Here is an 18,360-nt window from a genome sequence, read left to right as displayed (position 1 = left end):
TCCGAGGGTGGTGGCGAAAAACAGTTCAGGCTGCTTTCACCAAACTGTTACTTAGAGCTACGTTCGAGCGAAGCAAAGGTTGCCGATGGTGCCTAAACGGGCGGTGTACCGTTTTCGCGCAGCACTTCTCCGGCAAGATAGAGAGAGCCGCCGATGAGAATGCGCGGTGCGGGCTCGGTCGGGTCCCAGGTCTCGCGCAGGAGCGAGAGCGCGTTGGACACCGAAGCCATGGGTTCCGCCGACAGTCCCGCAGCTTCCGCGCGCAGGGCCAATTCGTTTGCCGGCACGCCTGCATCGCTCATGCCCACAGGCACGGTGAAGACATGCCGAACGAGGCCTTCAAAGGCCTGGAAGTAGCCGAACTGGTCCTTGGTCGAGATCATGCCGGCGATCATGAAGACGGGACGCGGGAAGCGTTCTTCCTGCTCGGCCAGATATTCCGCGATGACGGCACCGGCACCGGGATTGTGCCCACCATCGAGCCAGACTTCCGAACCTCCGGGGGCCAGATCGACCAGCGCACCGGAAACCAGCCGCTGCATCCGTCCCGGCCATTCGACGCGGCCCATGGCATCCGCCACCGCACTTTCGCTCACCGTGAAGCCCGCCGTGCGCACGGCGGCGATGGCAGCGGCCGCATTGGCGAACTGGTGGCGACCGACAAGGCGGGGCGGAGGGAGATCCATCAGGCCTGAATCGTCCTGATAGACCATGCGGCCGTTTTCGCCGAAACCGAAATAGTCCTGCGCATAGACCATGGCGGGCGCATCGAGCCGCTCGGCGACGTCGAGGATCACGTCGAGTGCGGTGGTGCTTTCCTGTTGGCCGATCACCACCGGCACGCCCGGCTTGATGATGCCGGCTTTTTCGGCGGCGATCAGTTCCACGCGGTCGCCGAGATAGGCTTCGTGATCCATGGAAACAGGCATGATCAAAGAGACGGCAGGGCGCTCGATCACATTGGTGGCGTCGAACCTGCCCCCTAAGCCCACTTCAATCACACAGACATCGGCCGGATGCTCAGAAAAGAGCACGAAGGTGACGGCGGTCAGGATCTCGAAGACTGTGATGCTTTCGCCCGCATTGGCTTCTGCCACGCGCCCCACGGCATCGGCCAGCACATCGTCGGCCACCAGCTTGCCGCCGCCCTTCTGTCCGATGCGATAGCGCTCGTGCCAGTTGACGAGATGCGGCGAGGTGTGGACGTGGACGCTGAGGCCCGCCGCTTCAAGGATCGCGCGCGAAAAGGCGGCCGCCGAGCCCTTGCCGTTGGTGCCCGCGATATGGATCACCGGCGGCAGGCGCTTTTGCGGATCGCCCAAACGGCTCAAGAGCCGCCGGATGCGCTCCAGCGACAGGTCGAAGCCCTTTGGATGGAGCGTGAGAAGGCGGTCGATCTCGCGCTCGGCGGCGGACTGGGTCACGGAATGGGTCAGGCGGCGAGGGCGGCTTCGCCGGGGGCGGGCATTTTCAGCATGAGGCGCAGGAGCCGCGAAATCTTGTCGCGCAGTTCCAGGCGTGAAACGACCATGTCTACCATGCCATGCGCCATGAGATATTCCGAGCGCTGGAAACCTTCGGGCAGCTTCTCACGGATGGTCTGCTCGATCACGCGCGGGCCCGCAAAGCCGATCAGCGCGCCGGGCTCGGCGATATGGACGTCGCCCAGCATCGCGTAGGAGGCGGTCACGCCGCCGGTGGTCGGATTGGTGAGAACGACGATATAGGGCAGGCCGGCTTCCTTGAGGCGATCGACTGCGACCGTCGTGCGCGGCAGCTGCATCAGTGAGAAGATGCCCTCCTGCATGCGCGCCCCGCCGGAGGCCGCGAAGAGCACCAGCGGCAGCCTGCGCTCGAGCGCGGTTTCCAGGCCCTTGATGATGGCTTCACCCGCTGCGATGCCGAGCGAGCCGCCGATGAACGAGAAATCCTGCACGGTGGCGACCAGCGGCACGCCTTCGACCTGGCCCACGCCGTTGAGTACGGCATCATCCATGCCCGTCTTGGCGCGCGCATCGCGCAACCGGTCGAGATAGCGTTTTTCGTCGCGGAAGCGGAGCGGGTCGGTGACGGCCTTGGGGTTTTCCAGCGTCTCATACTGGCCGCCATCGAAGAAGAAGCGCAGCCGCTCCTTGGCCGAAATCTTCATGTGGTGGCCCGACGAGGGCACCACATACTGGTTTTCTTCCAGGTCCTTGTGGAACACCATCTCGCCCGACTCGGGATCCTTGATCCAGAGATTGTCGGGAATGTCGCGCCGCCCGAGCATCGAGTTGATCTTGGGGCGGACGTAGTTGGTGATCCAGTTCATGGCTCTCTCTGCCTCGCGCGATCGTGGGTGAGTAAGATCAAAGCGCGGCTTGCGCAAGGCGCGCGTTGCGCGTGGCATCGGCCAGTTCGCGCACGAGCGCGGTCGCGGCCTCGACCGGATCGCCCGCAGCATTGGCGATTGCCGCGACGATCGCCGTGCCGACCACCACGCCGTCGGCAGACGCGCCGATGGCACGCGCCTGTTCGGGCGTCTTCACGCCGAAGCCGACGCAGACCGGCAGATCGGTGTGGCCCTTGATGCGTGCCACCGCCTCGTTGACGGCGGAGGTGTCGGCGATGGCCGTGCCCGTGATGCCATTCATCGAGACATAATAGACGAAGCCCGACGTGTTCTTGAGCACGGCCGGCAGGCGTCGGTCGTCGGTGGTGGGCGTCGCGAGACGGATGAAGTTGATGCCGTGCTGGATGGCAGGCAGGCAAAGCTCGGCATCCATTTCGGGCGGCAGGTCCACCACGATCAGCCCGTCGATGCCGGCATTCACCGCATCGTCGAGAAAGCGCTCGACGCCATAGACATAGATCGGGTTGTAATAGCCCATCATGACGATCGGCGTTTCGTTGTCTTCCTCGCGGAAGGCGCGCACCATTTCGAGCGTCTTGCGCAAGGTCTGCCCGGCCTTGAGCGCGCGCAGGCCTGCGGCCTGGATGGTCGGGCCGTCCGCCATCGGGTCGGAAAAGGGCATGCCGAGCTCGATCACGTCCGAGCCCGCGCCCGGCAGTGCCTTCATGATGCGCAGGGACGTCTCATAGTCCGGATCGCCGCCCATGATATAGGTGACGAAGGCTGGACGGCCTTCTGCCTGAACGGTCTCGAAGCGGCGGTCAATGCGGGTGGTCATGGCTGCTCAGTCTCTTGTTCCGGACCCTTGTCCGCGTTGTTCGATCTCTGGTCGGCGACCCGTAGTACTTCGATCTGTCCGTTGCGGACCCGATATCCGATCGTGAATGGCGTTTGCGAGATGCGCAGGCGCCGGAAGTCTCCTTCGCCCGTCGGCTGCCCTGCAAAAGGATGCTCCCTGAGCAGAGCTATTGTGTTTCGATAATGCTCGCGACCATTATCGACTCCGGCAGGAAAGACCTTCTGGTAATAGCGTCGAAACCATCGAGATCCTTTCGCGCAGAAGCGAGAAAGACAAGCTTCATCCGTTGCGGTCGGGAAAGACATCGGGCTCGGGTGGTGCGAGTTCGTTCTCTGTGTCCCAGCTGTCGACCCAGCGCGTCATGGCCTCTTCGGAAACGAAGATGCCCTTGTCAGCCTCAGTGATCCGCGCGCGGATGATGTCGCGCTCATGATCCTGTCCATCGAGGTAATTCGCGATAGCGGCCAGTACCAGATCGTCGGCCGCCCTGTGCTGCTGACGTGCTTCATCTTCCAGCCTTTTCATCAGGCCGGCATCGACATGCAGCGAAAGCGGCACTTCTCCCATGGTGCGGGTCCCGTTGATCCGAGGCCTTAGCCTAGCACCGCAATAGCTGGCCTCAAAGTTCTACGCCTAGATGCTTGGCGGCCGTGAACACATCCTTGTCGCCGCGGCCGCAGAGATTCATGACGATGATCTGGTCCTGGGCCATGTCGGGTGCGCGCTTGATGACTTCCGCCAATGCATGCGAGGGCTCGAGGGCGGGGATGATGCCTTCGACGCGCGTCAGAAGCTGGAAGGCATCGAGCGCTTCGCGGTCCATGATCGGCACATATTCCACGCGGCCGATATCGCTGAGCCAAGAATGCTCGGGGCCGATACCGGGATAGTCGAGGCCGGCCGAGATCGAATGACCTTCGAGGATCTGGCCGTCGGGGTTCTGCAGCAGGAAGGTGCGGTTGCCGTGGAGCACGCCGGGCGAGCCGGCCGTGATCGAGGCGCAGTGTTCCTCGCCGTTCAGGCCGCGCCCGCCAGCCTCGACGCCGACGATGCGCACATCGGTGTCGTCGAGGAAGGGGTGAAAGAGGCCGATGGCGTTGGAGCCGCCGCCGACGGCTGCGATCAGCATGTCGGGCAAGCGCCCTTCGGCGGCCATCATCTGCTCGCGCGTTTCGCGGCCGATCACCGACTGAAGTTCGCGCACGATCTCAGGGTAGGGATGCGGGCCGGCAGCCGTGCCGATCAGGTAATAGGTGTCTTCGACATTCGTGACCCAGTCGCGCAGGGCCTCGTTCATCGCATCCTTGAGCGTGCCGTGGCCGGCGGTCACAGGCTTCACCTCGGCGCCGAGCAGCTTCATGCGGAACACATTGGGCGCCTGACGCTCCACATCGGTCGCGCCCATATAGATGACGCAGGGCAGGCCGAAGCGCGCGCAGACGGTCGCGGTCGCGACACCGTGCTGGCCGGCGCCGGTTTCCGCGATGATGCGCGTCTTGCCCATGCGCTTGGCAAGCAGGATCTGGCCCAGGCAATTGTTGATCTTGTGCGAGCCCGTGTGGTTCAACTCGTCGCGCTTGAAATAGACCTTGGCACCGCCCGTCTTGCCCTGCTTCTTCGCTATATCGCGCAGATGCTCGGTCAGGCGCTCGGCGTAGTAGAGCGGGCTCGGACGGCCGGTGTAATAGGTGTTGAGCGACTCGATCTCCGCCTTGAATGCCGGGTCGGTCTTGGCGGCTTCCCATTCCTTTTCGAGGTCGAGGATCAGCGGCATCAGGGTTTCGGCGACGAAGCGCCCGCCAAAAATGCCGAACATACCGGTCTCGTCGGGTCCGGTGCGGAAGGAATTGGGTTTTGCCTGTTCGTTCATGGGTTCTCGGCTTTCGGTTCAGGCCTTGGCAGCAGCACGGGCGGCGCTCAGAAATGCGTGGACGAGGCCGATGCTTTTTGTGCCCGGCACGCTTTCCACGCCCGACGAGACATCGATGCCGGCCGGCCTCGCAATCCGGATGGCCTCCGCCACATTGCCGGGATGAAGCCCGCCCGACAGGAAATAGGGCAAGGGGAGCGCGGTGTCGCGCAGGATCGTCCAGTCGAAGGTGACGCCATTGCCGCCGGGCAGGTCTGCGCCCACCGGCGGCTTGGCGTCGAGCAAGAGGTGGTCGGCGATATCGGCGTAGAGGCGGGCCGGGACGAGATCGTCGCTTGTTCGGACGGACAGTGCCTTGGCGACGGGCAGGCCGAAGCGTGCGCGAATTTCCTTCACGCGCTCGGGCGTTTCATGGCCGTGGAGTTGCAGCATGTCGGGAGACATGGCCGAGACGATTGCGTCCAGCGTCGCATCATCCGCATCCACAGTGACGGCCACGGCTTGCGCCCGCCCACGCGCAGCCTCACGCAAAGCGGCGGCGTCGGTGGGCGCCACATTGCGCGGGCTCTTGGGAAAGAAGATGAAGCCCACATGGCTCGCGCCGCCATCGAGCGCGGCATTGAGGGTTGGCAGCGTCTTCAGCCCGCAGATCTTGATGCTGAGCGTCATGGGCGGCGGAGTGGCATGGAAAAGCGGCGAAGTCGAGGGTTCAGGCGAACGCAATGGCTTGAAGGGCCGTGCCGTTGGTCTTCAGCCATTGCCGGCAGCGTTTCGTGTCCGGGCAGAGTTTTTCGCAGAGCGCCCAGAAGCGAGGGCCATGGTTCATTTCCTCGAGATGCGCGACTTCGTGCGCCACGAGATAGTCGATCACCGGGCGCGGTGCCATCATGATGCGCCATGAGAAGGACAGGGTGCCGGACGACGAGCACGATCCCCAGCGGCTCGTGGTGTCGCGGAAGCGGATGGCCGTGTGCTTGCGGTCGATTTCGGCGACATGCTTTGCCACTAGCGCCTCGATCTCGGCCCTGGCCTCGCGCTTGAGAAAGTCCGACAGGCGGCGGGGGAGAGACTCTTCCGCGCCCGCGACCAGCAGAAGCGGGCCGCGCTCGTCCTGGGAGACCGTCACGCCGCCGCGTCCGCCGACATGGACGATCAGATGCGGCACACCGCGCAGAGGCAGCTTGACGCCGGCGCGCACGGTCGGGTGCTCGGGTAGCTTTTCGAGGCGCGCTTCGAGCCATTCGCGGTGGCGTTCGAGAAAGCGGTCGATCTCGCGAAAGGCGATGCGCGGCGGGGCGGTGACGCGCAGGCCACCCCCGCTCGGGGCGATGCGCAAGGTAAGCCGCGTGGCGCGCGGGTTGCGGGTGATGCGCAAAGGCAATGTGCGGCCCGCCACCTCATGCTCGCGCTCTTCCACAGCCATCGGACGCGATGGTTTGGGCTTGCGTTTGAAAAGGCTGCTGAGCGGCATGAGGGAGGAATAGCAAACTTCGCGAAAACAAAAGGCAAAAGAAAACGGCGCCCCGTGGGGACGCCGTTTCCGTGGTCTTAGGCCAAAAGCTCAGCCGTTGATGACGGGGCCGCCATTGCCGGTTTCGCCACCCGTGTCGGGCTTGGACGCGCGGCGGTTGGACATGAAGCGGTCGAACTCTTCCTGGTCCTTGGCGCGGCGGAGTTCTTGCGCATAGGCGTCGAATTCATCGCGCATCTCGTCGAGCTTCCGGCGCTCTTCGGCGAGGCGATCCAGCTCCTTTTCGCGCCAGTCGTCGAAGGCGACGTTGCCGGTGCGGGTGAAGGGCGCTGCGCCACGGCGGGCGTTGCGGCCGCAGCCGCGCCACATGCCGCGGGCGTTGCCGCGCCAGTCGGAGCGGAAGTTCTGGAAACGGTCGCCCCAGACGATATAGGCAATCATGGCAAGGCCCAGCGGCCAGAACACCATGAAGCCTACCACGGTCAGTGCGATGGTGGCCGGCGTCCAGGCCGGTCGGATCAATGCGGTCGAGGTCATATCCTGTTCCTTGTCTCGGAGGCGGCAGCCGAAATTGAGAAGGGGATCACGCCGCTTGATTTCGAGATGGTGAACAGAAAATGGCCTTTCAAGAATCCGGGTCTGAAAACCGGACAAGCGATTGATCGCACTAGCGCTTTTTCAGTTTTTCGAGTGCAATCACGCCGAGCCCGGCCAGCAATCCCCAGAACGGTGCCCCGATGCCGCCGGCAGTCACACCCGATGCGGTGACGGCAAGGGCCGCGACGGCTGCCATGCGCTGATGCTCGTCCTTGAGCGCGATGGTAAGCGCGTTGGCGAAAGGCGCGAGAAGCGCCAGGCCCGCAACGAGCACGATCAGGCTCGGCGGCAGGGCCGCGAAGACCGCGATCAGGGACGCACCAAACAGCGCGAAGAGCGTGTAGGCCATGGCGTAGAACGGCCCGGTCTTCCAGCGCTCGGCCGGGTCGGGATGGGCATCGGGACCGGTGCAGATGGCAGCCGAGATCGCGGCGAGATTGGTGGTGAGCGCGCCGAACGGGGCGGTCAGAAGCGAGAAGAAACCGGTGGTGCCGATCAGGAGGCCGGGGGGCGGCGCGTAACCCGCGGCGCGCAACACGGCCAGGCCCGACAAGTTCTGCGAGGCCATGGTCACGAGGTAGAGCGGAATGGCGAGGCCGAACGTGGCGCTCCACGAGAAGGAGGGCCAGACATAAGCTGCGGTGGAGAGCGAAAGCGGCGGGATCGTGCCGATGCGGCCGAGGAAAAGGGCGGCCAGCCCGCCGCCAAGCAGCACGGCCAAGACGGAGAGGGCCGGGTTGAACAGGCGGATCGCGAAGAAGAGCAGCACCAGCGGCAGAATCAGCACCGGATCGACGGGAGCGGCGCGCGCCGCATTCAATGCGAAGCCGATCAGGATACCCGCGAGCATCCCCGACGAAACCGAAACGGGTATGCGGGCGATGAGCTGGGTCAGTGGTCGGAACAGACCGGTGGCAATCAGCAGGAGCGCCACGATCACGAAGGCGCCCACGCCGTCGCTCATGGTGAAACCTTGGCTCGCCGCGATCAGAGCGGCACCCGGCGTCGAATAGGCGGTGACGACCGGCATGCGCGTCCAGGCTGACAAGATGATGGTCTCGACCGCGATGGCGAGGCAGAGGGCGGCGGCAAGGCTGGTCTTCTCTGCCGGGCTCGCCCCCAGGCCATCGGCGGCGGACAGGATCAGCGCCAGCGTGCCGCCGAAGCCGACGATCGCCGCGACGAAGGCGGAGGAGGGGACCGAGATGCGCATCAGGCTCAGGCTGAAATCTGGCGGATCATGTTGGAAAGCGTTTTGGCGAGCAGAGCCAGATCCTCGGGCCGCGACAGACGATGGTCGCCGTTGGGCACGAGCGTGAGGGTCACGTCGTCGGCAGGCAGGTGCGAGACGAGCTTGAGCGCATGGGTGTGCGGCACGTCAGGGTCGGCGAGGCCCTGCAGGATATGAACGGGGCAGTGCGTGTCGAGCGGCTTGGTGAGCAGGCGGTTCTTTTCGCCGTCCTCCAGAAGGGCGCGGGAATAGGTATAAGGCTGGTCGGAATATTCGGACGGGATGGCGAAGAAGCCTTTTTCCGCAACGTCCCGCTTCTGTTCCACTGTCATCTTGGGCGCGACGAGATCGGATGTGAAATCGGGTGCGGGCGCGATCAGCACGAGGCCTGCCACGCGGCCCTTTTCGCCCTGCAGCTCCTGCGCCATCCGCAGCGCAATCCAGGCACCCATCGATGAACCGACGAGGATCTGCGGGCCTTGGGTCAGTGCATGGAACACGGCAAGGCTCTCATCGAGCCAGCGCGAGATGGTGCCTTGATTGAAATCGCCGCCCGACTCGCCGTGGCCCGAATAGTCGTGCCGCGTGAAGGACAGGCCGTGCTCATGCGCGTAGCCCGCCAGCGCCTCAGCCTTGGTGCCGCGCATGTCCGAACGGTAGCCGCCGAGCCAGACGAGACCGGGATTGTCGCCGGGCTGATGAAGCGTCGCGATGCGCGTGCCGTCGACCTCGATAAAGGTGGGGGCGACGGAAACGGTCTCGGGCGTCATCGGCAGGCTCGTTGGACTGGGACGTATGCCGAGGCTTCTGGCATGAAGCCGAAAGCCGCGCCAAGCGCCTTGTGGCCGTTTTGCATGGAACCAGCGCTTTTCATTCGCGCGCCGGACACCACATAAATGTTGCAGACGTGATTTTCCCGATTCGCCATGCTATGGACGCTTTCGCCTTCGCGATGGCTTGACCACGGCCTCGCCTTGGGGCAACCGCCTGCCAACTCAATTGATCCATTCCCTTCAACGACCAAGGAAGCACGACCATTCGCAGACCGTTCAAAGCCGCCGCCCCCGTAAAGGATGGGCCTCGTTCCAACCGCGACATCCGCGTGCCCCGCGTGCAGCTGATCGACGCGACCGGAGCCAATCGCGGTGAGGTAAGCATCAATGATGCCCTTTTGCTGGCAGAGGAAGCCGGGCTCGATCTCGTCGAGATCTCGCCCAACGCCACCCCGCCGGTTTGCAAGATCCTCGATCTCGGCAAGCTGAAATACGCCAACCAGAAAAAGGCGGCGGAAGCGCGCAAGAACCAGCGCGTCATCGAGATCAAGGAGATCAAGATGCGCCCCAACATCGACGACCACGATTATGACGTGAAGATGCGCGCCGTGCGCCGTTTCTTCGAGGAAGGAGACAAGGTGAAGCTCACCCTTCGCTTCCGTGGCCGCGAGATGGCGCATATGGAGCTCGGCATGCAGCTCCTGAACCGGGTGCGCGAGGAAACCGCCGAGATCGCCAAGGTGGAAGCCGAGCCCAAACTCGAAGGCCGCCAGATGATGATGGTGCTTTCGCCCCGATAAAGCCGTTTTCGGCGCGCTCTGGCCTTTCAGACAAGGCCAAGGAGCGCGCCGGGAATGACTGAGACCACCGCCGGAATGTCCCGGACCAAGGCGACGAAGCCCGCCACCATTTCGAAAAGCCAGTCGGCAGCCGCCATGGAGCGCTACCAGCGCATCCGCCGTGCGGCTGTCGCTGCCCTCTTCGCCAGTGTGGTCGGCGTCCTGATATTCGGCCGCTCGGCCTCCACGGGCTTGTCCCACGAATATGTGGAGATGATCGGCACGATGCTGATCGTGCTGGGCATCGGCGGACGGCTCTGGTCCACGCTCTATATCGGCGGCCGCAAATCGGCCGAGGTTGTGTCGACCGGACCCTATTCGGTCACGCGCAACCCGCTTTACGTGTTCTCGGCAATTGCCGCCGCAGGGGCCGGCGCGCAGATGGGCAGCATCCTCGCCGCCCTCATTCTCGGTCTGCTCTGCGTCGCTGCCTTTCATCTCGTGATCTTCCGCGAGGAGGATTACCTGCGCGCACGCTTGGGGGCTGCTTACGAAGATTACTGCGCCCGCGTGCCACGCTTCTGGCCGAACTTCTCGCTTTATCAGGATCAGGACGAGGTGACGTTCCGGCCCAAGCTTTTGCTGAACACGCTGCGCGACGGACTTCTGTTCTTCGCGTCATTGCCGCTGTTCGAACTGGTGGAGATGGGGCAGCAGGCGGGATTGTGGCCTGTGCTGTTTCATTTGTCGTGAGGGCGAAGCCGGTCGCGCCGCGAGAAGGCGCGGACACCTATCCCATCACGTCCTCGGCTGCCCGCCGAGCTGCGCGATCCGCGGCATAAACCTCGTCGATCCCGAACTTCCCCGGTAACTCCGGCAGCAACCGTTCCATCGCCGCTTCCACCACCTCGGCGATTCGCAAGAAACCGATGCGCCCGGCGATGAACGATTCCAGCGCCGCTTCCTTCGCGCCGTTAAGCACCGCGCCTGCCAGTCCGCCATGCGCGATTGCCTCGCGCGCCAGCCTCAGTGCCGGAAACCGTTTCTCGTCCGGTGCGCGGAAATCGAGCCGCGCGAGCTTGGCGAAGTCCAGCCGCTCAACGGGCAGGGCGGGCCGCTCCGGCCAGCCGAGCGCATAGCCGATGGCCGTGCGCATGTCGGGGCTACCGAGTTGCGCGAGCACCGAGCCGTCGCGGTAGCCGACCATGGAATGGATCACCGATTGCGGGTGGATCACGACCTCGAGTTCCCGGCCCGGCGCACCGAACAAGCGGTCGGCCTCGATCATCTCCAGGGCCTTGTTGAAGAGGCTTGCGCTGTCGATGGAGATTTTCAGGCCCATCGACCAGTTGGGGTGCGCGGCGGCCTGGGCTGGCGTGACATTGCGCATCTCGGCGACCGACTTGTCGCGGAAAGGCCCGCCGGATGCGGTCAGGATGATGCGCTCGACGGCATCGGGCTGCGTCCGGTCGAGCACCTGGAAGATCGCATTGTGCTCGCTGTCGACCGGCAGAAGCGTGCCGCCGGCTTGCGCCACGGCATCGATCAGCAGGTGGCCGGCGCTGACGAGACATTCCTTGTTGGCGAGCGCGACCGTGGCGCCTTGCTTCGCGCCAGCCAGTGTCGGTGCGAGACCCGCGACGCCGACGATGCCCGCCATCAGCCAATCCGTGGGCCGCTCCGCCGCCTCGACTAATGCGGAGGCGCCGGCGGCCGTTTCGATGCCTGTGCCGGCGAGCCGCTCCTTGAGTTCCGCATGCCTGCTCTCGTCCGCCGTTACCGCGAGCCTGGCATTCACGCTTTTCGCCTGTTCGGCCAGAAGCGCCACATTGCCCATGCCGGTGAGTGCTACGACTTCGAACGCATCGGCCCCGCCCAGATGGCCGATCACGTCGAGCGTGGAAACGCCGATCGAGCCGGTCGCGCCGAGAACCGTGAGCTTGCGTTTGGGCTGGGGCATGAGACTTCCTTGAGCTTCGCGCCTCCCATGCCGCAACCCGCTTGGCTTGGAAAGGGCACACACCCAGTTGCCTAAAACCCCGGCTTTCGCTATAGCGCCCCCGTTGAACCGCCCGGCAGGGCATGCCGTGGCGGTTTCTTATGCTGAAAAGCTCACTCGACCAACCATCGAGCAAAGCGAGTAGCGGCCAACCGGCCGCCGCCAATCGTTTGGCGCCCTCGCGGAGCCGATCGCGCAAGCGAGCGGCGTGAGCGCAAGAAAAATGGAGAAGCGAAATGCCCAAGATGAAGACCAAGTCAGCCGCCAAGAAACGGTTCAAGATCACCGCAACGGGCAAGGTGCTGGCGCAGGCCGCCGGCAAGCGCCACGGCATGATCAAGCGTTCCAACAAGTTCATTCGCGACGCGCGCGGCACCATGGTGCTCGCCGAGCCCGATGGCCGCAAGGTCATCAAGAACTTTTTGCCGAACGGTCTCTGATCGCCTCAGGTCCCCGAACAGTTTCAAGGAGTTAAGACATGGCACGTGTCAAACGCGGCGTTACCGCCCACGCCAAGCACAAGAAGGTCCTGAAAGCCGCCAAGGGTTTCTACGGCCGTCGCAAGAACACCATCCGTATCGCCAAGCAGGCCGTGGAGCGTTCGCTCCAGTACGCCTATCGCGATCGCAAGAACCGCAAGCGCAATTTCCGCGCGCTCTGGATCCAGCGCCTGAACGCTGCGGCCCATGAGCACGGCCTGACCTATGGCCGCCTGATCGACGGTCTCAACAAGGCCGGCATCACCATCGACCGCAAGGTTCTGTCCGATATGGCGATCCACGAGCCGCAGGCTTTCGCGGCCGTCGTCGCCCAGGCCAAGGCCGGTCTCGAATATCTCAAGGACACGACGCCGGGCGCGTTTGAGAAGGCCGTCGCCGCCTGACGCCTGCTCGCGTTTCCAACTGAACAACGATAGGGAAACCCGCGCCGGCCAGCACCGGCGCGGGTTTTTCTTTTGAACCAGTGATTTCGAATAAGACGGACTGCAAGACGTGAGCGAAGCCAGCCTCGACCATCTCGAACAGGGCCTTCTGGCCGACATCGCGGCAGCAGGCGACGAGCAAAGCCTCGAGGCCGTGCGCGTGGCAGCACTCGGCAAGAAGGGCAGCGTGTCCGAGCAGCTCAAATCGCTGGGAACGATGAGCCCCGAACAGCGTCAGGCGATGGGCCCCGCCATCAACGGCCTCAAGACGCGCATCACCGAGGCGCTTGCGACGCGCCGCACGACGCTGCGCGACCAGGCGCTCGAAGCGAAGCTGGCCTCCGAGACGCTCGACGTGTCGTTGCCCGTTCGCCGCTCGCCGGCCGAGCGGGGGCGCATCCATCCGATCAGTCAGGTGATCGACGAGATTGCCGCGATTTTCGGCGATCTGGGCTTCGCCATTGCCGAAGGCCCGGATATCGAGACCGACTATTACAATTTCACCGCGCTGAACTTCCCCGAAGGCCACCCGGCGCGCGAGATGCACGACACGTTCTTCCTCGCCCCCGACGAGAAGGGCGAGCGCAAGGTTCTGCGTACGCACACCTCGCCCGTGCAGATCAGGACGATGGAAAACCAGAAGCCGCCGATCCGCATCGTGATCCCCGGCAAGACCTATCGCCAGGATTCGGACGCGACGCATTCACCGATGTTCCATCAGGTGGAAGGACTTGTGGTGGACCGCACCGCCAACATCGCCAATATGAAGTGGGTGCTCGAAGAGTTCTGCAAGGCCTTCTTCGAGGTGCCGAGCGTTAATATGCGCTTCCGGCCCTCCTTCTTCCCGTTCACCGAGCCGAGCCTGGAAGTCGACATCCAGTGCGACCGCTCGAGGCCCGGCGAAGTGCGCTTCGGCGAGGGTTCGGACTGGATGGAAATCCTCGGCTGCGGCATGGTGCACCCGAATGTGCTGCGCGCTGGCGACCTTGACCCCGACGAGTTCCAAGGCTTTGCCTGGGGCATGGGCATCGACCGCATCGCCATGCTGAAATACGGCATGCCCGACCTGCGCGCCTTTTTCGATGCCGATGTGCGCTGGCTGGAGCATTACGGGTTCCGCCCGCTGGACATGCCGACTTTGTTTGGGGGGCTGTCGAGCTGACCCATGCCGACAGTTCTGCGGAAATATGGTATCCGCTTCCACTTCTATGGCTCCGACATGGGCGAGCCGCGGCATATCCATGCTTCTGGCCATGGTGGGGTCGCCAAGATTTGGCTCGAGCCCGTCAGGGTCGCGGATCAGCAAGGCTTTAAGACCGCAGACCTGAAACGTATCTTGGATGTCGCAAGCGAGCACAGAGATCAGTTCATCGAGGCATGGGATGAGTTCTCCAGAACCGTATCCGATCAATGAGCAACCCCTGAAGGCGTGGTGCGATGCCGCACGGCTGCATGTCGAACTGAGGGACGGCCGGGAACTCGTCACGCCGCTCTGGTGGTATCCGCGTCTTCTGGCGGCAACGCCCGAGGAGCGGGAGAACGTTGAACTGATGCTCGACGGAGTTCACTGGCCGGATATTGATGAGGACCTTTCGGTGCGCGGTATGTTGCGCGGTTGGAAGTATCCGTCCGCCGTCGAGCCGCCTCTTGCTGCAGAATAACGTATTATGACCCACCACGGCTCCTGCCGTTGCGGTGCTGTCCGCGCCGAAGCACAGACGGCACCATTCTGGCGATCTTATTGCCACTGCCGCGATTGCCGAAAGCAGTCGGGGGCGCCGGTGATGGCATTCGTCGGCTTCCGCGAGGAGGATTTGCGCTGGACCGGCGCCGCACCGCAAACCTGGCGGAACGGCCAGGTCGAGCGTGCCTTCTGCGGCCAGTGCGGCAGCCAGATCGCCTATCGTGACAGGAAGCTGCCCGGCGAAGTCTATCTCTCGCTCGGCTTCATGGACCTACCCGAAGCCTACCCACCCACGCTGCATGCCTTTGCCACGCGGGCATTGCCTTTTCTCTCTATCGCCGACGACCTGCCGCGCTATGACGGCTTCTCGATCGAACGCTGACGACCCGACCGACGGAACACACCCATGAAATTCACGCTGTCCTGGCTCAAGGACCACCTCGACACCGATGCCACGCTCGCCGAAATCACCGAGCGGCTGACGGCCATCGGGCTTGAGGTCGAGCATGTCGATTCCAAGGAAGGTCTGAAGCCCTTCGTGATCGCCAAGGTGCTGTCGGCAGAAAAACATCCGCAGGCGGACAAGTTGCAGGTTCTGTCGGTCGATACGGGCGCGGACAAGCCGGTGCAGGTGGTGTGCGGCGCGCCCAACGCGCGGGCCGGGCTGATCGGCGCCTTCGCTTCGCCCGGCACCTACGTGCCCGGCATCGACGTGACGCTGGGCGTGGGCAAGATCCGCGGCGTGGAAAGCTTCGGCATGATGTGCTCGGAGCGCGAACTGCAATTGTCCGACGAGCATAACGGCATCATCGAACTGCCCGAGAATGCGCCGGTGGGCGAGAGCTTCGCCGCCTATGCCGGGCTCGACGATCCGGTGATCGAAATCAACCTGACGCCCAACCGTCCGGATGCGACGGGCATCCATGGCATTGCGCGCGATCTGGCGGCGAGCGGCCTTGGCGCGCTCAAGGCCGCGCCGGTCGAGCCGGTTGCGGGCGAGGGAACCTGCCCGGTCGATGTCAGGGTCGAAGCGCCCGAGCTTTGCCCCGGTTTCGCGCTTCGGCTCGTGCGTGGCGTCAAGAATGGGCCAAGCCCGCGCTGGATGCAGCAGCGCCTGCTCGCCATCGGATTGCGCCCCATCAACACGCTGGTGGACATCACCAACTACATCACCTTCGACCGGGGCCGCCCGCTCCATGTGTTCGACGCGAAGAAGGTGGCCGGCAACCTTTCTGTGCGTCGCGCCAAGGAGGGCGAGACGGTTCTGGCGCTCGACATGCGCACCTACACGCTCAACCCCGAACATTGCGTGATCGCGGACGAGAACGGCGTGGAATCCATTGCCGGCATCATGGGCGGCGAGCATTCGGGTTGCGACGAGAACACGACCGACGTGTTGATCGAGTCTGCACTTTGGGACCCGCTCAACATTGCCCGCACGGGCCGGGCGCTCGGCATCCGCACCGATGCGCGTTACCGCTTCGAGCGCGGCGTCGATCCCGAATTCATGGTGCCGGGCCTGGAACTCGCGACCAGGCTCGTCATCGACCTTTGCGGCGGCACGCCGACCGAGGCGCGTGTGGTGGGCTATGAGGCCTACTCGCCGAAGGCCGTTTCGTTCCCGCTGGCGGAAGTGAAGCGCCTGACCGGGCTTGATGTGCCGGCCGAGCAGAGCCTCGGCATCCTGCGTCGGCTCGGCTTCGGCGTGGAGGGCGCTGGCGACACGGTTTCGGTATCGGTACCGTCCTGGCGCCCGGATATCGATGGCAAGGCTGACCTTGTGGAAGAGGTGATGCGCATCGTCGGCGTCGACCGGATCAAGCCGGAGCCGCTGCCACGCACCGGCACGGTCAATGGCCGCATCCTCACAACGCTTCAGCTCCGCACCCGCGCGGCGCGCCGGGCGCTGGCCTCGCGTGGCATGATGGAAGCGGTGACCTATTCGTTCATTCCGGCCGAGCACGCCAAGCTGTTCGGCGGCGGGCACGAGGCGCTGAAGCTCGCCAATCCAATCGCGGCCGACATGTCGGATATGCGCCCCTCGCTTCTTCCGGGCCTGATCGCGGCGGCCGGGCGCAATGCCGCGCGCGGCTTCGGCGATGTGGCGCTGTTCGAGGTGTCTGGTACCTATGAGGGTGACCAGCCCGACAACCAGCGCCGCGTGGCAGGTGGCGTGCGCCGTGGCACGGCCCGGCTCGAAGGTGCGGGCCGCCACTGGTCCGGCAACACGCCGAACGCCGGCGTGTTCGATGCCAAGGCCGATGCGCTGGCGGCCCTCGAAGCGGCCGGTGCGCCGGTGGACAAGCTCCAGATCGAGGCCGGTGCCCCGGCATGGTTCCATCCGGGCCGCTCGGGCGTGATCAAGCTGGGCCCCAAGAACGTGTTGGGCACTTTCGGCGAGTTTCACCCGCGCGTGCTCGAAGCGCTCGACGTGTCCGGTCCGCTGGCCGGCTTCGAGGTGTTTCTCGACGTGATCCCCGAGCCCAAGGCGAAGCCTACGCGCACCAAGCCGCGACTCGACCTGTCGCCGTTCCAGGGCGTCTCCCGCGACTTCGCTTTCGTGGTGGATCGTTCGGTGCCGGCGGGCGAGGTGTCCAAGGCAGCCCTTGCAGCCGACCGGAACCTGGTGACGGGCGTCGAGGTCTTCGACATCTTCGAAGGCGCGAGCCTTGGCGAGAACAAGAAGTCGGTGGCAATCGCGGTCGCGCTCCAGCCCACCGAGCGCACGCTCACCGACGAGGATTTCGAGGCGCTGTCGCAGAAGATCGTGTCCAACGTCGCCAAGCAGACCGGCGGCGCGTTGCGCGGCTGAAAGTGAAGGGGAGGGGAAACCGATGACGACCACCATGTTCCGCTGGGGTGTTCTGTCCACCGCCAAGATCGGCAGGGAGCTCGTGCTGCCGGCCATCGCCGAATCGTCCAACGGCGTGCTTCAGGGCGTTGCGAGCCGTGATCTCGGGAAAGCGAAGGAATTGGCTGCGCGCTTCAACGCGCCGCACGCCTTCGGCTCCTATGAGGAGCTCCTTGGCTCGTCCGAGATCGACGGTGTCTACATTCCGCTGCCGACTTCGCAGCATGTGGAGTGGGCGATAAAGGCGGCGGATGCGGGCAAGCATGTGCTGGTGGAAAAGCCGCTGGCGCTGAAGGCCAAGGACATCGAGCCGGTGATCGCGGCGCGTGATCGCAACAAGGTGGTGGTCTCCGAAGCCTTCATGGTGACCTACCATCCGCAATGGCTGAAGGTGCGCGAACTGCTGCAGAGCGGGGCCATCGGCACGCTGCGGCAGGTGCAGGGCGCGTTCAGCTATTTCAACACCGATCCGAACAACATGCGCAATCAGGTCGAGTTGGGTGGCGGTGCGCTGCCCGACATCGGCGTTTATCCGACCGTCGTGACGCGCTTCGTTTCCGGTGCCGAGCCCGCCCGCGTGCAGGCGAGCGTTGCCTTCGACGAAAAATTCGGCACCGACATCCACTCGAATGTGCGCGCCGATTTCGGTTCTTTCGAGCTGTCCTTCTACCTGTCCACCCAGCTCGCCGCGCGGCAGCTGATGGTGTTCCACGGTGACAAGGGTTTCATCGAAGTGCGTTCGCCCTTCAATGCCGGGCTCTACGAGCATCACAAGGTCGAGTTGCACAATGCGGGCCACACCGAGGCGACCGTGTTCCGCTTCCCCGGCGTGAACCAGTATCGCCTGCAGGCCGAAGCCTTTGTGCGTCGCGCGAGAGGTGCAGACGAGGCGGTCTTCTCGCTCGAGGATTCGACCAGGAACCAGAAGCTGATCGACGCGATCTTCCGCGCCGGCAAGAGCGAGGCTTGGGAAGCAGTTTGACGCCGGTGGC

The 18,360-nt window shown here is 64.3% G+C and carries 22 protein-coding genes; 10 read left to right on the top strand and 12 right to left on the bottom strand.

Annotated features, from left to right (window positions below; translation table 11 throughout):
* Positions 1–92: 92 nt before the first annotated feature.
* The 11 genes from NGM99_RS06535 to NGM99_RS06490 form a co-directional block, all read right to left on the bottom strand.
* Positions 93–1,424, bottom strand: coding sequence for a bifunctional folylpolyglutamate synthase/dihydrofolate synthase (locus NGM99_RS06535; RefSeq protein ID WP_252817279.1), 1,332 nt, complete (start codon positions 1,422–1,424; stop codon positions 93–95).
* Positions 1,425–1,432: 8 nt separating this feature from the next.
* Positions 1,433–2,311 carry an acetyl-CoA carboxylase, carboxyltransferase subunit beta gene (gene accD, locus NGM99_RS06530; RefSeq protein ID WP_252817278.1) on the bottom strand — a complete coding sequence of 293 codons (879 nt, stop codon included), beginning with the start codon at positions 2,309–2,311 and terminating at the stop codon, positions 1,433–1,435.
* Between the two features lie 37 nt (positions 2,312–2,348).
* Positions 2,349–3,170 (bottom strand): tryptophan synthase subunit alpha, encoded by an 822-nt coding sequence (trpA, locus tag NGM99_RS06525; RefSeq protein WP_252817277.1) that lies wholly within the window; start codon positions 3,168–3,170, stop codon positions 2,349–2,351.
* Positions 3,167–3,496 carry a type II toxin-antitoxin system RelE/ParE family toxin gene (locus NGM99_RS21730; protein ID WP_353937387.1) on the bottom strand — a complete coding sequence of 110 codons (330 nt, stop codon included), beginning with the start codon at positions 3,494–3,496 and terminating at the stop codon, positions 3,167–3,169. Before NGM99_RS21730 ends, trpA begins: the two co-directional genes overlap by 4 nt.
* On the bottom strand, positions 3,471–3,758 hold the full coding sequence (locus tag NGM99_RS06520) for a CopG family ribbon-helix-helix protein (protein WP_252817276.1): 288 nt from the start codon (positions 3,756–3,758) through the stop codon (positions 3,471–3,473). The genes NGM99_RS21730 and NGM99_RS06520 overlap by 26 nt, the downstream gene beginning before the upstream one ends.
* 52 nt (positions 3,759–3,810) lie before the next feature.
* Positions 3,811–5,061 (bottom strand): tryptophan synthase subunit beta, encoded by a 1,251-nt coding sequence (trpB, locus tag NGM99_RS06515; RefSeq protein ID WP_252817274.1) that lies wholly within the window; start codon positions 5,059–5,061, stop codon positions 3,811–3,813.
* 18 nt (positions 5,062–5,079) lie between these two features.
* On the bottom strand, positions 5,080–5,730 hold the full coding sequence (locus NGM99_RS06510) for a phosphoribosylanthranilate isomerase (RefSeq protein WP_252817272.1): 651 nt from the start codon (positions 5,728–5,730) through the stop codon (positions 5,080–5,082).
* 40 nt (positions 5,731–5,770) lie between these two features.
* A complete protein-coding gene (locus NGM99_RS06505) occupies positions 5,771–6,484 on the bottom strand; it encodes a M48 family metallopeptidase (RefSeq protein ID WP_252817270.1) in 714 nt (237 codons plus the stop codon).
* 138 nt (positions 6,485–6,622) lie between these two features.
* Positions 6,623–7,069: a DUF2852 domain-containing protein gene (locus tag NGM99_RS06500; RefSeq protein WP_252817268.1), complete on the bottom strand. Its 447-nt coding sequence runs from the start codon at positions 7,067–7,069 to the stop codon at positions 6,623–6,625.
* Positions 7,070–7,199: 130 nt separating this feature from the next.
* Entirely contained in the window at positions 7,200–8,342 is a 1,143-nt protein-coding gene (locus NGM99_RS06495; RefSeq protein ID WP_252817266.1) for a benzoate/H(+) symporter BenE family transporter, read from the bottom strand.
* Positions 8,343–8,347: 5 nt separating this feature from the next.
* Entirely contained in the window at positions 8,348–9,130 is a 783-nt protein-coding gene (locus NGM99_RS06490) for an alpha/beta hydrolase (RefSeq protein WP_252817264.1), read from the bottom strand.
* 266 nt (positions 9,131–9,396) lie between these two features.
* Between NGM99_RS06490 and infC the strand changes: the two genes are divergently transcribed.
* Together infC and NGM99_RS06480 are read left to right on the top strand one after the other, a co-directional pair.
* Entirely contained in the window at positions 9,397–9,933 is a 537-nt protein-coding gene (gene infC, locus NGM99_RS06485; RefSeq protein WP_252817768.1) for a translation initiation factor IF-3, read from the top strand.
* A gap of 54 nt (positions 9,934–9,987) precedes the next feature.
* A complete protein-coding gene (locus NGM99_RS06480) occupies positions 9,988–10,665 on the top strand; it encodes a methyltransferase family protein (protein WP_353937386.1) in 678 nt (225 codons plus the stop codon).
* A 37-nt stretch (positions 10,666–10,702) separates the two neighbouring features.
* Here the strand turns inward: NGM99_RS06480 and dxr are convergent, their stop codons facing one another.
* Entirely contained in the window at positions 10,703–11,872 is a 1,170-nt protein-coding gene (dxr, locus tag NGM99_RS06475) for a 1-deoxy-D-xylulose-5-phosphate reductoisomerase (protein ID WP_252817262.1), read from the bottom strand.
* A 275-nt stretch (positions 11,873–12,147) separates the two neighbouring features.
* Between dxr and rpmI the strand changes: the two genes are divergently transcribed.
* The 8 genes from rpmI (at position 12,148) to NGM99_RS06435 (ending at position 18,350) form a co-directional block, all read left to right on the top strand.
* Positions 12,148–12,351 carry a 50S ribosomal protein L35 gene (rpmI, locus tag NGM99_RS06470; protein ID WP_252817260.1) on the top strand — a complete coding sequence of 68 codons (204 nt, stop codon included), beginning with the start codon at positions 12,148–12,150 and terminating at the stop codon, positions 12,349–12,351.
* A 38-nt stretch (positions 12,352–12,389) separates the two neighbouring features.
* Positions 12,390–12,794 (top strand): 50S ribosomal protein L20, encoded by a 405-nt coding sequence (rplT, locus tag NGM99_RS06465; protein ID WP_252817258.1) that lies wholly within the window; start codon positions 12,390–12,392, stop codon positions 12,792–12,794.
* A gap of 109 nt (positions 12,795–12,903) precedes the next feature.
* Positions 12,904–13,995 carry a phenylalanine--tRNA ligase subunit alpha gene (pheS, locus tag NGM99_RS06460; RefSeq protein WP_252817256.1) on the top strand — a complete coding sequence of 364 codons (1,092 nt, stop codon included), beginning with the start codon at positions 12,904–12,906 and terminating at the stop codon, positions 13,993–13,995.
* 3 nt (positions 13,996–13,998) lie between these two features.
* The gene (locus NGM99_RS06455) at positions 13,999–14,247 is read left to right on the top strand and encodes a DUF4160 domain-containing protein (protein WP_252817254.1); all 249 of its coding nucleotides are present in this window, start codon (positions 13,999–14,001) and stop codon (positions 14,245–14,247) included.
* Complete coding sequence (locus tag NGM99_RS06450; RefSeq protein ID WP_252817252.1) at positions 14,216–14,494, top strand: DUF2442 domain-containing protein; 279 nt, start codon at positions 14,216–14,218, stop codon at positions 14,492–14,494. Before NGM99_RS06455 ends, NGM99_RS06450 begins: the two co-directional genes overlap by 32 nt.
* Before the next feature lie 6 nt (positions 14,495–14,500).
* Positions 14,501–14,899, top strand: a complete 399-nt coding sequence (locus tag NGM99_RS06445) for a GFA family protein (protein ID WP_252817249.1) — start codon at positions 14,501–14,503, stop codon at positions 14,897–14,899.
* Positions 14,900–14,923: 24 nt separating this feature from the next.
* Positions 14,924–17,329: a phenylalanine--tRNA ligase subunit beta gene (gene pheT, locus NGM99_RS06440; RefSeq protein WP_252817247.1), complete on the top strand. Its 2,406-nt coding sequence runs from the start codon at positions 14,924–14,926 to the stop codon at positions 17,327–17,329.
* A 34-nt stretch (positions 17,330–17,363) separates the two neighbouring features.
* On the top strand, positions 17,364–18,350 hold the full coding sequence (locus NGM99_RS06435; protein WP_252817764.1) for a Gfo/Idh/MocA family protein: 987 nt from the start codon (positions 17,364–17,366) through the stop codon (positions 18,348–18,350).
* Positions 18,351–18,360: the final 10 nt, after the last annotated feature.

Origin of the sequence: Mesorhizobium liriopis (assembly GCF_024053505.1) — a bacterium.
Classification (GTDB): domain Bacteria; phylum Pseudomonadota; class Alphaproteobacteria; order Rhizobiales; family Rhizobiaceae; genus Mesorhizobium_B; species Mesorhizobium_B liriopis.
The sequence above is the reverse complement of the archived record's forward strand: the minus strand, read 5'-3'. Positions and strand labels throughout refer to the sequence as shown.